Genomic DNA, 16153 nt, shown 5'->3' on the forward strand with positions numbered 1-16153 from the left:
TGCCCGCTCCCCGCGCAACTCCCTCGCGCAACCGTCCGGAAGCGATCCCCCCTCAGACACAAGAAACCACCGCCCGACCGTGAAAATTCACGACCGGGCGGCGGTCTCTATACACCGAGCGCACAGGCTGAGGATTACCCTCAGCTACGCATCGGAAAGAATGGTGAGCGGCTTAGCGCTTGACTTCGTTCTCCTCGTAAGGACGCAGAGTCTCGCGCTCGCCCTCAGCACCATGGACGCGGTGTACCTGAACCATGTTGGTGGTACCTGCGCGACCTGCGGGAGCGCCGGCAGCAACGACGACCAGGTCGCCGGCTTCTGCCAGACCGTTCTTCAGCAGGTACTCGTCCACGAAGTGGAACAGACCTTCCTGATCGGTGATCATCTCAACCTGCTCAGCGTCAACGCCCCACAGCATGGACAGGAAGGAGCGAACCTTCGAGCTGGTGGTGAACGCAACGATCGGGGTCTCGGGGCGCAGACGTGCCAGACGACGTGCGGAGTCACCGGACTGGGTGAAGGTTACGATGAGCTTTGCGTCCAGCTGGTCGGCAATGTTCACTGCCGCGCGGGTGATTGCGCCACCGCGGGTGCGGGGCTTGCGGTCCAGCTCGGGCACGCGGTACAGGCCGCCCTTTTCGGTGTCCTTGACGATTGCAGCCATAGCCTGCAGGGTCAGAATCGGGTACTTACCGACCGAGGTCTCGCCGGAGAGCATCACTGCGTCTGCGCCGTCGAGGATTGCGTTAGCGCAGTCAGAAACCTCTGCACGGGTGGGGACGGGGTTGTCGGTCATGGACTCGAGCACCTGGGTTGCCACGATGACGGGCTTTGCCCAGCGGCGTGCCATGTCGATTGCCTTCTTCTGGACGAGGGGAACCTCGGAGAAGGGCAGCTCAACGCCGAGGTCACCACGAGCGACCATGATGCCGTCGAACTTGTCGATGATGTCCTGCAGGTTCTCAACTGCCTGGGGCTTCTCGATCTTGGCGATGACGGGTACGCGGATACCCTCTTCTTCCATGATCTTGTGGACGGGGTCAACGTCTGCACCGGTACGGACGAAGGAGAGTGCAATGATGTCTGCACCCATCTTCAGCGCGAAGCGCAGGTCGTTCGCATCCTTCTCGGTCAGCGCGGGCAGGGAGACTGCTGCGCCGGGCAGGTTAATGCCCTTGTTGTTGGAGATGGGGCCACCGACGACCACGCGGGTGCGAACGCGGGTGGGAGTTACCTCAATAGCTTCGAGGCGGATCTTACCGTCGTCGAGCAGGAGCTTGTCGCCGAGCTTTACGTCGCCGGGCAGGCCCTTGTAGGTGGTGCCACAGATTTCTGCGGTACCTTCAACGTCTTCGGAGGTGATGGTGAAGTCTGCGCCGGGCTCAAGGTATTCCTTGCCGTTTGCGAAACGCTCGAGGCGAATCTTGGGGCCCTGCAGGTCGGCGAGGATTGCAACGTCCTTACCAAGCTTTGCAGACTGTTCACGGATGGTGTCGTAGCGTGCCTGGTGCTCGGCGTGGTCACCGTGGCTCATGTTCAGACGGGCGACGTTCAGGCCAGCCTTGATTGCCTCGGAGATCTTCTCGGGGGACTCGATTGCCGGACCGATGGTTGCAACGATTTTTGCGCGCCTCATGTACCTAACCTTTGTGTGTTGTTTTGTGTGACCCATGAGGGTTCACACTGATTTTCCGGGGAAGACTAACGTCAAATTCCCAATTATTCCCACGCGTTCTAACAGGTAACCACATGCCGGATGCGTGGGACTCTTTCTCAATTATAGGGGTTTTACGCCCTCTTGGGTATGTTTCTCCCAACTCTTTCCATCGAAGAAATTGTGTTTCACGTCGCATTTTGAACATCACCTCTCCCCCGTCGAGCACACCACGAGAAGTCAGTTTCCACCCCCTCCACTCCCGCCTCGCCCGGAAAGTAAATTAGGGTGCTTTTTACCTATAGAAAATGGGCACTGCGCAATATTTAGTCACACTCGAGAACCTTCGATCGTATTTCAAAAACATAGAGACACTCAGAGTGGGCTATGAGAAGATAGATAGGGCTCCAAGAGCTAGGCGATTTCACATTTTCGCGCGCCTAGCCTATATTGGAACCCATAATTAGTATTTGAAATGCGAAATATATCTGGAAGGTTCACAGATGACTACTCGCGTGCTGATTATCTTCGGCTCCACCTACGGCTACACCGAACAGTACGCCACCTGGCTGGCAGAAGATCTGCGTGCACTCCCGCAGGCTCCCGAAGTTGAGACTGTCCCCGCCTCCAAGGTCACCCCCGAGCAGGCAGAGGCATTCGATGCCTTCGTGATCGCCGGCAGCGACTACGGTGGATTCCTCAACGGCGCACCGGCACTTCGCAAGAAGATTCTGCCGGTCATTGCGCCCAAGAAGAACCGCACCGCGTTCTTCACCGTCTCCTTCACCGGTGAGTACTCCAAGAAGCTGCTCGACAAGGCCGTCGCCAAGAGCTACACCCCCGAACTGACCGAAGGTCGCCCCATCTACCACCTGCGTGGCGGCATCGACTTCGACAAGATCTCGCTGGCTCATAAGACCGCCCTGAAGGGCCCGGTCCGCGCATGGCTCATGGCGAACCCGAACCCCAACGAGGGCATCAAGCAGATGCTCGAATGCTACAAGACCGGCAAGGCTGAGTACATCGATCGCGAGACTCTCAAGCCGCTGGTCGAGGACATCGCCAAGTTCCTCTAAATCCTTCGGGAAACATAAACTTTCGCCTCTTCCCACCCGTCTCTTTCAGCCGGACATCAGAACCTGAAAGAGCGGGCGGGAAGAGTCGAGAAAAACGTGCCGACAGGCACCATATACGTGGTCGATGACTCTTCATCTCTCCTGCATCGACCATGAAACTCCGGGTACCGGTGCGAGGCCGCGCCAAATTACAGTATCCGGAACATGAGGGGTGGGTCTTTGTGTGTGCGGCCCACCCCTTTCCTTATGCCCAGAACCTCATACCTAGAGCCTTACGCTCGGGGCTCTTTAGCTACGCCCAGAGAGCACCCCCGACACAGCAGTCCACAGAGTGAAATTCGCAATGCCCCGGCGTGTCGTCCACCCAATAAATTTCTCAAAAAATTTGCGCCCATAAATACACTGACAAGCCGCAAAACAAATCAGACTCCCCCAAGACCGCAAATTACTGTGCACCCCCGCGAAAATCACGCCGCCAGAATGGCCCCCAAATCATTGCGCACAGCGGTGCAGGTACCGTACGCTGTTAGCTGTGTCAGCCGATTGACATACCCGGCAACCGACACACAAATCACTCAACGCCTCGGCATGCACACACATGCCAGGCGCCCCCACACAGGGTTACATCGACACATCCACCTCTCAGACACAGGCAAAATCTATGAAGAAATTCCAGACTGCCGCGCGCTCTGCGGCAGCCCGCTCCATCATGGCGTCCGCAGGTGCACTCTCCCTCGTCGCCGCCTCTCTCACCTCCGTTCCCGTAGCCTTCGCCGCCCCCAGCGCGAGCGCATCGGCAGAAGTCAATGCCAAAGCATCCTACGAGGAGCTCACCTACGCCCCCGCCCCGGATGCGTCCCTGGTCGAACGCTCCAACCCCGCCATGGGCGCGGGTGAGCGTGAACGCCTGGGCACCGCGAACGCACGCACCGGCGCAACCTCCCCCGCCTCGACCGCTACCCTGAGTGGCATCTCTGCAACCCAGGGCTCCGCGCAGGGGGTGGCGGCTACTCAGGCGCTGGCACCCGGTCAAGCACTGGCGCAGGGCCGTTCCTTCTGGACCCCCTCCGGCGGAACTCTCGGTATGGACGTCTCCTCGCACCAGCAGAACGTGGACTGGGCGAGCGCCTACGCCGCAGGTTCCCGCTTCGCCTACGTGAAGGCAACCGAGGGAACCTACTACACCAACCCCTACTTCGCCCAGCAGTACAACGGTTCGGCGCAGGTCGGCATGGTGCGCGGCGCCTACCACTTCGCAAACCCCGCCACTTCTTCCGGTGCCGATCAGGCACGCTACTTCGTGCAGAATGGTGGCGCGTGGACTGCTGACGGCCAGACCCTGCCGGGTCTGCTGGACATTGAGTTCAACCCCTACCCCAAGTACGGCAACACCTGCTTCAACATGTCCCCCGCGCAGCTGACCGCTTGGACCCGCGACTTTGTGGATACCTACCGTTCGCTGACCGGCCGCGACCCGATGGTGTACACCGCGACCTCCTGGTGGTCGCAGTGCGTGGGTTCGCAGCAGTTCGGCACCCTGCCGCTGCACCTGGCGAGCTACTCCACCGTGGTCGGTCCGATTCCGGCGGGTTGGAGCGGCTACGACATTTGGCAGTTCACCGACTCGGGCCCGTTCGTGGGTGACTCGAACTTCTTCCCCGGCACCGTGAACGACCTGCAGGTTCTGGCAAAGAACCCGAAGGCGGTGCACCGCAACTGGGCTAACGGCCAGGATCGCGCTGTGGAAGATCGTGCGGTAGAAGACCGTGCCGCTCAGGATTCTAACGTGGTGACCACCGCGACCGGTTCCATTGATATTCGTACCGGTATCGGTAACTTCTGGAATAAGAACCGCTCCTTCTACGGCGACCCGATCGGCACCGAGTACACCCTCGGCAACGGCGTGTACGCGCAGAAGTTCACCAACGGTAAGACCATCTACTGGACGAACTCCCACGGCTCGCACTGGCTGGTCACCAACGGCGGCCTGGATCAGAAGTTCCGCTCTGATATTGCGCGATTCCGCGGCCTGACCACCAACGAGGAAACCCGCTCCGACACCATCGCGGTCTCCTTCGCCAACGGTGAGGGCGCCTACTGGTCCAACGCGTACGGAACGCACATCATCAACGAGCACGGCGCAATCTACGCGACCTGGCGCGCAGCTGGCATGAAGGGTGTACCCACCACTGACGAGCAGAACCTGGGCAACGGCATCATCAAGCAGGAATTCACCGGCAGCACCACCTACGTGTGGTCCGCACAGACCGGCACACACCGCCTGCACACCGGCGGCGCGTTCTACCACCGCTTCCTGCAACACCGCGGCACCTGGGGTGCACCGGTGACCGACGAGACCGCAACCTCCACGGGTGCTCAGGTTCAGTTTGCCTCCGGCAAGGTACTGCTCTGGTCGGATGCGTACGGTGCGTACGAGACCAACGGTAACGGCTCAATCTTCAAGCACTGGGCGCAGAACACCGCCCGCTACGGTGCGGCACGCGGCGACGAGTCCTACGTGAACGGCGTGTACTACATGGACTTTGAGCGCGGCACGATCCGCTGGACCGCACAGCGTGGAATCTACTAAAGAGCGTGACATCTACTAATAGCGCGGCAACTGCTCAACCATAAAACGCGCATATAAAAACGAGGGGCACCTGGCAGAGGTGCCCCTCGTTCTTTTGCTACAGCACGCATCTTCTGAACAACACAAAAATCAAGATGCGCCCTGCAGCGGGTGGGTTACCGAGTGAGTAGAGAACCCGGCTATATTACCCGTGCCGGCAGGTAAAATTTAGCCGTGGCGGTAAGAGTCGCCACGAAGTCATGCAATGTCCTAAAAGCCCCGGATTAGCGTGGCGGACATAATCCCCATTGACTATGTCCGTGGGGCCCACACTAATCGTTGGTGAGACCTCACCCCGAAGGTGTCTAGAGGGGCACCTGACCGGAAGTAAGGACTCAACGGTGAATAACGGCACGGTACGAAGATGCTGAAATTCACCCGGGTATGGCGTTCCGTAAGAAGGAATCGATATCTAGGAGGGCCGAAACCTTCACACGTCATATCCCGTTACATCTAGGGTAGGTGCAGGAGGCCGCGAAACTCATCTTTTCCGGAAATATTACAATTCAATCAGTGGTTGAATGTTTTTGTCAAAAAAATGCATTTTGAGATATATAGATGTCAAATATAGTGCATTATTGAATTAGTTTATTGTAGTTTTTGAGATAATCCACCGAATATTTCAAAATAAATTCCCGCGTATATTACGTTTAGGTGCATTGCACTCACAGAGGTTTCAGGGCGCTGACGATAACGGCTCTCAAAAACTCGGCTACTCTACAACACCGCATTAAAAACACTAAGGCGCACCCCGCGTCGTATGCACAGCAGAAAGAGTACCCCTACTCCCCCGCCACACGGGATGCGCCTTAGGCGCTATAACCATCGAAACTACCGGCAGGACCTCAGCCGAGTGAGACCTTGAAGCCCCGCCGGGCGCCTCGAACCATCCGCCAGCTTAGAGGCTAGCGAAGTCCAGAACCATACGGCCGGTAATCTTACCCGCCGCCATTTCCTCGAAGACAGCCGGTGCCTCGTCAACCTCACGCAGCTGAACCACCGGAACCACGATGCCGTCAGCACCGAACTGGAACGCCTCCGCCAGATCCTGACGGGTACCCACCAGGGAGCCCACCACGCGGATGCCGTCCAGAATAATCTTCACAATGGACAGCTCCATCATCTCCGAGGGCAGACCAACAGCCACCACGGAACCACCAGCGCGAACCGACTCAACAGCCTGGTTGAACGCAACCTTCGACACCGCGGTCACCACGGCAGCGTGAGCGCCGCCGCCGGTCAGCTCGCGAATACGAGCCGGAACGTCCTCAACCTCACGGCCGTTGATGACGTGGTCAGCGCCAGTCTCACGAGCCAGAGCCAGCTTGTCGTCGTTGATGTCAACGGCGATAACCTTGGCACCGAAAACCTTCTTAGCGTACTGAACGGCAAGGTTACCCAGACCGCCAGCACCGTAAGCAACCAGCCACTGACCCGGGCGAACCAGCGACTCCTTGATTGCCTTGTAGGTGGTCACACCAGCGCAGGTAATGGAGCTAGCCTGTGCCGGGTCCAGACCCTCCGGAACCTTCACAGCGTAGTCAGCGGTCACCAGGGTGTACTCACTCATACCGCCGTCAACCGAGTAGCCCGCGTTCTTCACCGAACGGCACAGGGTCTCACGACCCGAGGTGCAGTACTCACAGTGACCGCAACCCTCGAAGAACCAAGCCACCGACACGCGGTCGCCTTCCTTCAGCGACTCAACACCCTCGCCAACCTTGACGACGCGACCGATACCCTCGTGGCCCAGAATACGACCCGGAACCTCACCGAAATCACCGGACGCCACGTGCAGGTCAGTGTGGCACACACCCGAGTACTCAATCTTCACGAGCGCCTGACCGTGACCGACCTCCGGAACGGGAACCTCACGGACAACAACCGAACCGTCAACCTTCTCAGGAACAACAACAGCCTTCATGGTTTCCTTGCACATGACCTAAAACTCCTTAGTCATTGGTTGCCGCGCTCAAGCCGCAATCTGCAATTTGCGCTTTGCAACCTAGCGGGGTGGGCGCGCGTATTCTTTACATTTCCACCGTAAAATGATGAGCCGCCAATCTAAAGGACTATCCCCGAATATGACAGAGGGGTTACTTAGGGGTCAGCACGCGAGCGAGGATGAGCTTTCGATAAGGTCTATTCCGACCAATGCGCTAAACCGCCAAAGGTTGATATGACGCTATGACGAAGCAACACAGAAGATGAGAATGCCTCCCAAACCAGCGGTCTGGGAGGCATTCAGAAAAAATTTAAATATTAAGTTTGAGGCGCATACCACCCTAAAGAAAGGGTTCAATCTGCACCTATACAATTCACGGCAAATTCCACCGGCAGGCCAGAAATAGCCTAGAAGCAGAAAGCAACCTCAATATAGCCGGCGCCGCGCTCACCCGGACCATTCGGAGCGTTCAATGCCCAGCCCAGATCCGTCACACGCACCGTAGTATCCATGAACGTACCGCCGCCAGCGCCACCGCCAGCCAACTGCACCGAACCCACCGCATAGCGGGCACGAGCCGCATCATTATTCCACTTCTGCGACACCACACGAGCCGAAACGCTCAACGCAGCACCCGAGCCGCCGCCGCCATAACCGGCGCCACCGCCTCCAGAAACCACCGACTGGTAGCCGTTAAACAGCTCACCAGCGTTCGACGGGCGGTTATCGGTACCCTCCGGAGTCTGATCCCACTGGTACGAATAGCTCGCCACACCGTCGGCGCCCTTCGCACGGAAACCGCTCGCACCCGCCGCACCGGCAGTCGCAGTGCTCACCAGCTTCTGGGTGGAGGTGCTCGAAAAACCAATCACCGAACCATCAACAGTCGGCGGGTTCAGCTTCTCGCCGCCAGCACCGCCCACACCACCGGCAGCACCCGAACCCGGGTTCACCGTCAGAATCGGCTCAGACTGCTCCTCATACGAGGTGAAACCAACAAAACCGGGCGAACCGTCGCCGTCACCCGAACCAGCACCGCCACCGGTGCTGAACTGGTGCTCGCCGCCGGAGCTATCCAGCGAATAGTGCGCGGTCGGGCGCACAGCACCCGCATTCGCGGGGTTCGGCAGAACCGTCGCATACGACGCCAGCACACCGGCACCGCCGCCACCACCGGCAACAATCATCGGCACGCCGTCCACCTCAATAGCGGACGAGCCACCGCCGGACGCCGAATACAGCACAGCGCTCATACCGCCGCGACCGGTCACACCACCAGAAATGCGGGTCAGGTTATTAATCGCAGAAACCACGTTCGCGGGAACCGGCGAAGAAGCCTTCGACGAGCCACCCACACCGTAGCCGTCGCCACCCTCAGCAGGCTTCAGCTCACCATTACCGATACCGCCCGAACCGGCAGTCAAAGTAATAGTCTGGCCGCCACGCACAGCCATAGATCCCTCAACCATAGCGCCGGAACCGGCATCAGCCACAGTGTAGTTCGTGCCGCCAGCGCCGCCCACAGCCACAAAACGCATACGCTTAGCACCCGCAGGAACCGTCAACACGGCAACCTTCTTCACACCGTCACCGGCAGTAATCGTCGTCGAATCCTCAAAGGGGCCGGTGCACTCACCTTCTTCGTCAGACGCCGCATACGCAGGAATCACCGAAGAAGCCACCACAACCGGGGCAGCCCACGCCGCACCAGCCACCAGACGGCGACGCGATAGGCCAGGACGGGACAGACCCGGGCTAGAAGAAGAAATGGGGCGCGAAGAATCGCCAGAAGAAGAGCTCACGATAAAAATCCTGTAGTTGAGTGGGTGTTTCTAAACGCAGACGCGGCAGGCGCCATCGCTCGAAGAGCCTCACACTCCGCAGAGCCTCATACTCCAGAGTGGGCACCCGCCACACGCAGTATCTCTATTATGCCTTCTCAGCGACCCAAATCCGTACACGGCACACGCCACCATGAGAACATCCACCGGCAAGAAGCAGACAGCGAGCGCAAAAAGCGGGCACAAAAAACCGCCGGACGGGGCGCTCCCATCCGGCGGTTTTTCTATGAAATTTAGATGGAGCTAGGAGCCCTTCGTCGAAGACTCAGAAGAGTCAGAAGTGTCAGAATCCTCGGCAGACTCTGCCTTCTTGGATGCCTTCTCAGTTGCTTTCTCCTCAGCGTCCTCTGCAGACTCATCTGCGGCAGGCTTCGGAGCGAACTCTGCAGGTGCAGGCTCAATACCCGCAGTAGCCTTCGCCGCAGCACGACGGCCAGCCACCACAAAACCAACAGCACCCAGCAGAACCAGCAGCAGAGCAGTCCACACGTGAATACGAACGCCCCAGAGCATCTCCGAGGTATCAATACGCAAGAACATCTCAATGAAGAGGCGACCCACACCGTAGTAGAACACATACAGCCACAGGGTCTGACCCAGCTTCAGCACGCCCTTACGGCCCAGCCACAGCAGCAACGCCACACCCAGCAGGTTCCACAGCGACTCGTACAAGAACGTCGGATGGAACAGCGTGCCCGCCGGATACTGCGAGGGGAAATTACCGCTCGAGGTGCTAATCTCCAGGCCCCACGGCAGAGTCGTCGGCTTGCCGAACAGCTCCTGGTTGAACCAGTTACCCCAGCGGCCAAACGCCTGAGCCAGCAGAATACCGGGGGCTACCGCATCCGCGAACGCCGCGAAATTCATGCCGTAACGGCGGCAACCATACCAGGCGCCCAACGCGCCAACCGACACGGCACCCATGATGCCAATGCCGCCCTCCCAAATCTTCAGGAAAGCCCACGGATCAGCAACATTCGGACCGAAATAGCTACCCGGGTCAGTAATCAGCACATGGTAGGCGCGGGCACCAATAATGCCCGCCGGAATAGCCCACATCGCCACGTCAAAAACGCGCTCAGGGGTACCACCCGCCGCCTTCCAACGGCGAGAACCCAGCCACAAGCACACCGCCATACCCGCAAGAATACACAGGGCATAGAAATGCACACGGAACGGGCCCAACTGCAGGTACGAAACGCTCGGCGAGGGAATCGAAGCCAGCACGTTAGCTACCGGCACGCTCGCCAGCGACAGCACATCAGACATTAGCCTTCACGCCCCGCCAGCTCACGGGTCAGCTTAGCCACCGCCTCAACACCGCCAGAAGCCAAAGCCTTCACCAGCGCGGTACCGACAATCACGCCGTCAGCATACTCGCCGATCTCCTCAACGTGGGCACGAGTCGAAACGCCCAGACCCACGCACGCACGAGGCGCACCGGCAGCCTTAATGTCCGCAACCAGGGTGCGAGCCGCCTCCGACACGGAGGTGCGGGCACCGGTCACGCCCATAACCGACACGGCGTACACGAAGCCGCTCGACGCCTTCGCGATGGTCGCCAGGCGCTCCGGCGACGAAGACAGCGCGGCAAGGAAAATACGATCCAGACCGTACTCGTTCGACGCCTCAAACCATGCCGATGCCTCGTCGGGCACCAGGTCCGGGGTAATCATGCCCGCGCCACCGGCAGCCGCCAGGTCACGCGCAAAGTTCTTCACGCCGTACGCCAGCACCGGGTTCCAGTAGGTCATCACGACGACCACCGCGTCGGTAGCCTCGGTGATGCGGCGGACCGCCTCGAACAGCAGAGACAGCTTGAAACCGTTCTCCAGCGCCACGCCGGTCGCCTTCTGAATCACCGGGCCATCCATGACCGGATCAGAATAGGGCACACCCAGCTCGATAATGTCCGCGCCGTTATTGCCCAGAGCAATCGCCGCATCAATCGACTCATCCAGGGTCGGGAAGCCCACCGGCAGGTAGCCAATCAGCGCCGCACGGCCCTGCTTCTCGCACTCAGCCAGACGAGCCGCCAGGGGCGAATCGGGGTTAGCAGCCGGGAAAGTGCCATCCAGCACCTCAAACGGCGCCGCCTGAGAAATAGCGTCCTGGTAGCTCATTACTTAGCCTCACTTTCAGCCTGTGCGTTCTCTGCAGCAGCGGATGCGGCAGCTTCCTTATTACCGGTCATCAGGGTCGAAGACGGAATCGCCTTACCCAGGCCGAACCACTTCAGCGCGGTCTCCATGTCCTTATCGCCACGACCCGACAGGCACACAATCATGGTCTTCTCGCGTGCCGCCTCCGGATCCTCAGCTGCCCAACGCTGGCACACGCGCAACGCGCCCGCCAGAGCATGCGAGGACTCAATCGCCGGGATAATACCCTCGGTGCGGCAGAGCAGGCTCAGCGCATCCATCGCCTCGGTATCGGTCACCGGCTCGTAGGTCACGCGACCAATATCGGACAGATAGGAGTGCTCCGGACCCACGCCGGGGTAATCCAGACCAGCCGAAATCGAGTGGGACTCAATGGTCTGGCCGTCCTCATCCTGCATCAGGTAGGTCATTGCGCCGTGCAGCATGCCCGGGCGGCCCAGGGTAATGGTTGCCGCGTGACGGCCGGTATCCACGCCGTCGCCGCCAGCCTCAAAACCGTAAATCTCAACCGAAGAATCATCCAAGAACGCGTGGAACAGACCAATCGCATTCGAACCGCCACCCACGCAGGCAGCAATACCATCGGGCAGGCGGCCAGTCTCAGCCAGAATCTGTTCGCGCGCCTCCGCACCGATAGCGTCGTGGAAGAAACGCACCATCGCCGGGAACGGGTGCGCACCCGCCGCGGTACCCAGCAGGTAGTGGGTGCTCTCAACGTTCGCAACCCAGTCGCGCAGCGCCTCGTTAATGGCGTCCTTCAGGGTGCGGGAACCGTTCTGAACCGCAATCACCTTCGCGCCCAGCAGCTGCATACGAGCCACGTTCAGCGACTGACGCTCGGTGTCTTCCTCACCCATGTAGACCACGCACTCCATGCCGAACAGGGCTGCAGCGGTCGCAGTCGCAACACCGTGCTGGCCGGCGCCGGTCTCAGCAATCAGACGGGTCTTACCCATGCGCTTAGCCAGCAGAGCCTGACCCAGCACGTTATTAATCTTGTGGCTACCCGTGTGATTCAGGTCCTCACGCTTGAGGAACACACGCGCACCAGCGTGCTCAGAGAACTTCGGAACCTCAGTCAGCAGCGACGGACGGTTCGAATACTCAGCAGACAGACGCTGGAACTCGGCAATGAACTCGGGGTCGTTCTTCGCCTCGTTGAAGGTCGCCTCCAGCTCATCCATGGCGGCAATCAGCGACTCGGGCATCCACCGCCCGCCGTACTCACCAAAATAGGGGCCGGGGGCATTCTTCAACGACTCACCGTTGAGGAAAGCTTCTGCCAGGTTCTCGCTCATCACTATTCCTTCCCTGGATGGTTGCCGCCGGACGCGCGCCGCGGGTAGGGCGGGGCATCAGGCCTGATCACAGCGAAACACCACGCCAACCGCAAATAGGTGGGCGGTGTTCGCACATATCCCCCTATAGTACCCGGGCGCAGGCGATGACCTGTACCCCGGAGTGCACATGACCACCCCTAGGACATGTGACGTTCGCCGGGGTGGGCACGCGGCGGACTACAGCAGCTCACGCAGCTCCTCCATCTGCTGAGAAAGCACCGTCGACACGCCACCGCGCATCGACACCCCGTACAGGGTCTCCGCAATCTGCATCGTGCGCTTCTGATGCGTCACCACAATCAGCTGCGAACGCTCCCCCAGCTCACCAATCACCTGCAACAGGCGCGAGAGGTTGCGGTCATCCAGCGCAGCCTCAACCTCATCGAGGGCGTAGAACGGCGACGGGCGAGACATATAAATCGCAATCAACAGCGCCAGCGAAGCAAGCGAACGCTCACCGCCAGACAGCAGCGACAGGCGCTTAACCTTCTTACCCGCCGGGCGTGCGTGAATCTCCGCACCCGAATTCAGTGGATCGGAGGGGTCGTCCAGCTCCAGGTGGCCCTCGCCTCCCGGGAACAGGGTCGCAAAGATGCGGCGGTAGTGGGTGTTAATGTCCTCCATCGCGGCGGTGAACACCTCCGCAATGTGGCTGCTGACCTCGTCCATGACCGTGTTCAGGTCGCGGCGGGTCGCCTTCAAATCCTCAATCTGCTGATTCAGGTAGGCGTGGCGTTCGGACAGCGCCTCGTACTCCTCCAGCGCCAGCGGGTTAATGGCGCCCAGCGCCTCCAGTTCGGCGCGGGTGGCCTTGAGGCGAGCGCGGACGCTCTCGGTGGGGGCTTCGGTAGTCTCGGATGCCGTTTCGGTAGCAGTATTTTCGGGGGCGTTGTTTTCGGAGGCAGCATTTTCGGAAGCCTCATCTGCGGGCAAGTCAACCGGCAGTTGCTCGAAGTACTCCTCCTCCAGCTGCTCCAGGGTCAAACCGGTCACCAGGCGGGCACGCTCAGCCAGCGCCTGCACACGCTCCTGCACGCGCGCCGCCTCCGTCTGAGTGCGCGCCAGCAGGGTCAGCGCCGCTGCGTGCGCCGCCAGCAAATCCTGCACCTCATCATTCGTGCCGGTCAGGCCATCCTGGGCGTTCTTCAGGGCGCCGCTCAGCTCGTGCAGCTGCTGCTCACGATTGCCCACCTGCTCGGCAAGCACCTCGCCCAGACGCTGGGCGCGGCGCTCAATCTTTGCCGCGGGCGCCTGCTCCCCCGTGCCCGCCAGGTAGGAATCCTCGCGGGTACGCGCCGACTCGTAGGCGGTGCGCGCTTCGGCTACGGATTCCTCCGCGGCGGTGAGGCGCTCGTTCAGTCGGGCGCGCTCATTCTGAATGTTCTGCGCGGAGGCTTCCAGGGACTCCGCCTGGGCGCGGGCGCGGGCATGCTCGGCGCTCGCCACGCCCGCCGCCTTCGCTGCCTCGCGTTCTGCTTCGACCGCCGATTCTGCCGCGGTCTGAGCCTGCTGAACGGCCTGTTCGGCTTCATCCAGTTCGGCGCGGGTGCGGGTCACGACCTGGGAGGCGGCGCGGTATGCGGCGGCAAGTTCCAGGGGGCTGGCGCCCTCAGCCGGGTAGAGCAGGCTGTAGCGGGTGTGCTCGGTGCCCGCGGGGTCAAAAATACGCCAGATAGTGCACTGACCTGCGCGGGTATTCTCTGCGAGCAGGTGCAGGGCGTGCTCTGCGGATGCGGCATCCGGCGCGAACAGCACGCCCGCCAGGCGCTCGCTCAGCGCCGCAGTGACGCGCGCCAGGGCGTGCTCGTCGATACCGGCGAGCGCGGCGGCATCCTCGCTGAGCGGCTCTATCATCTCGGTTGCGGGGCGGATACCCAGCTCACGCAGCTCGGTGGTGCAGGATTCGGGCAGTTCTGTTGAAAGTTCCTTCGCGGCAGATTCGCGGCTTTCATCACCCTTATCACCGCGCAGCTGCGATACCTCGACACCCTCAACCGGCACGCTCAACGCCGCGGTCGCCAGCGAGGTCAGCGCCGCAGACGCCGCGCGGGCATACTCGGGGTCAATCTGCACGGCATCCAGCACGCGCAGCAGGCTCGTGCTCTCAGCTTCGGCAGGAGCCTCCATGAGCTCACCGGTCTCGGGGTCGAAAACCGCCTCCGCAGATTCAGTGCCGGGCTCGGCGGGCGCCTCTCCCAGGCTCTGGCCCAGCGCCTCACGCAGGGTTGCGGCACGCTCAGCCGCCGCCGCGTAGGCGCGGGTCGCCTCCACCGCAGCGGCGCGGGCGGCATCCAGCTGGGCCTGCGCTCGGGCACGAGACTGCGCCGCCTCACCCGAGGCGCGCTCAGTCTGCGCCACCTCGGACGCCGCCTTCTCAACGTTCTTTAGCGCCGCATCGTAGCGTTCCTCAAAGCTGGCGTAGTTTTCCACCGCGCGCGCTGCCTCTTCGCGGCGTTCCTCCAGCAGTTCCAGGGCGCGTTCGTATCCGGCGCGGGCGGCGGCGGTCGCCTCGGTCAGCTCCACGCGGTAGGTGCGCACGCGCTCGGCGGCGATGGACTGCACGGTGCGCACGCGCGCGGCGGACTCGCGCAGGGTCGATACGGCCTTCTGGCAGGCGGTGACCTCCGCGTTCAGGCGGTTCTGCTCCTGCTGATGCTTCGCGGATGCGGTACGCGCCGCCTCCAGCTGTTCTTTCAGGGTTTCGGCGCGGCGGGTACCCTCCGCTTCGGAGGCGAGCGCCTGCGCCTGCTCCGCCTGCAGAACACCCAGCTGACGGGCCAGAAGTACCGCCTCCAGCTGACGGATGCGCGCCTGCAGCTGGCGCGCGGTCGCGGCGGATTCTGCCTGCTCGCTCAGCGGCTGCAGCTGCGAATCCAGCTCGGCAACCAGGTCGCTCAGGCGGGTAACGTTCGATGCCACAGATTCCAGCTTGCGGCTGGTCTTCTCCTGGCGGCGGCGGTACTTGACCACGCCCGCCGCCTGCTCAATCATGTCGCGGCGCTGCTGCGCGGTGGCGTGCAGGACCGCATCCAGCTGACCCTGGCCGACGAGCACGTGCATCTGCTGACCCAGACCCGCCTCCGAGAGCAGGTCCTGAATATCGGCAAGGCGCGCCGGGGAACCGTTAATCTCGTACTCGCTGCCGCCGGAGCGGAACATGGTGCGCGAAATCTGCACCCGATCAGTGGGAATGCTGAGGGTGCCATCAGAATTATCGAAAGTCAGGGTGACTTTGGCGCGGCCCAGGGGTGCCCGCTGGGCGCCGTCGCCCGAACCAGCCTCGCCGGAGCCCGCGAAGATAACGTCCTTCATGCTGCCGCCGCGCAGGCTCTTAGCGCCCTGCTCACCCATAACCCAGGCGAGCGCATCCAGCACGTTGGACTTGCCGGAGCCGTTCGGGCCGACCACCGCGTTAATGCCGGGGGTGAACTCAAAAGTGGTTGCGGAGGCGAAAGACTTGAACCCGCGCAGGGTCAGCGACATCAGGTGCACAAGGGGCCTTTCTG

Annotated in this window: 9 protein-coding genes; 2 read left to right on the plus strand and 7 right to left on the minus strand. The window is 61.2% G+C overall.

Annotated elements, in window-relative coordinates:
* Positions 1 to 172: 172 nt before the first annotated feature.
* Positions 173 to 1636 (minus strand): pyruvate kinase, encoded by a 1464-nt coding sequence (pyk, locus tag AB8E48_RS00005; RefSeq protein ID WP_200962951.1) that lies wholly within the window; start codon positions 1634 to 1636, stop codon positions 173 to 175.
* Between the two features lie 521 nt (positions 1637 to 2157).
* Between pyk and AB8E48_RS00010 the strand changes: the two genes are divergently transcribed.
* Both AB8E48_RS00010 and AB8E48_RS00015 read left to right on the plus strand, forming a co-directional pair.
* A complete protein-coding gene (locus AB8E48_RS00010) occupies positions 2158 to 2730 on the plus strand; it encodes a flavodoxin domain-containing protein (protein WP_368885321.1) in 573 nt (190 codons plus the stop codon).
* Between the two features lie 661 nt (positions 2731 to 3391).
* Positions 3392 to 5320 carry a GH25 family lysozyme gene (locus AB8E48_RS00015; protein WP_368885322.1) on the plus strand — a complete coding sequence of 643 codons (1929 nt, stop codon included), beginning with the start codon at positions 3392 to 3394 and terminating at the stop codon, positions 5318 to 5320.
* Positions 5321 to 6257: 937 nt separating this feature from the next.
* Here AB8E48_RS00015 and adhP read toward each other — a convergent pair.
* From adhP to AB8E48_RS00045, 6 genes are all read right to left on the minus strand, one after another.
* Positions 6258 to 7298, minus strand: coding sequence for an alcohol dehydrogenase AdhP (gene adhP / locus AB8E48_RS00020; RefSeq protein ID WP_314928523.1), 1041 nt, complete (start codon positions 7296 to 7298; stop codon positions 6258 to 6260).
* A gap of 413 nt (positions 7299 to 7711) precedes the next feature.
* Positions 7712 to 9106 (minus strand): phosphoenolpyruvate synthase, encoded by a 1395-nt coding sequence (locus AB8E48_RS00025; RefSeq protein WP_368885323.1) that lies wholly within the window; start codon positions 9104 to 9106, stop codon positions 7712 to 7714.
* Positions 9107 to 9388: 282 nt separating this feature from the next.
* Positions 9389 to 10414 carry a prolipoprotein diacylglyceryl transferase gene (gene lgt / locus AB8E48_RS00030; protein WP_368885324.1) on the minus strand — a complete coding sequence of 342 codons (1026 nt, stop codon included), beginning with the start codon at positions 10412 to 10414 and terminating at the stop codon, positions 9389 to 9391.
* Positions 10414 to 11268 (minus strand): tryptophan synthase subunit alpha, encoded by an 855-nt coding sequence (gene trpA / locus AB8E48_RS00035; RefSeq protein WP_368885325.1) that lies wholly within the window; start codon positions 11266 to 11268, stop codon positions 10414 to 10416. The genes lgt and trpA overlap by 1 nt, the downstream gene beginning before the upstream one ends.
* Entirely contained in the window at positions 11268 to 12605 is a 1338-nt protein-coding gene (gene trpB / locus AB8E48_RS00040; RefSeq protein WP_368885326.1) for a tryptophan synthase subunit beta, read from the minus strand. The genes trpA and trpB overlap by 1 nt, the downstream gene beginning before the upstream one ends.
* Before the next feature lie 219 nt (positions 12606 to 12824).
* Entirely contained in the window at positions 12825 to 16130 is a 3306-nt protein-coding gene (locus AB8E48_RS00045; protein WP_368885400.1) for a chromosome segregation SMC family protein, read from the minus strand.
* Positions 16131 to 16153: the final 23 nt, after the last annotated feature.

The organism is Rothia mucilaginosa, from assembly GCF_964211445.1.
Taxonomy (GTDB): Bacteria; Actinomycetota; Actinomycetes; order Actinomycetales; family Micrococcaceae; genus Rothia; species Rothia mucilaginosa_E.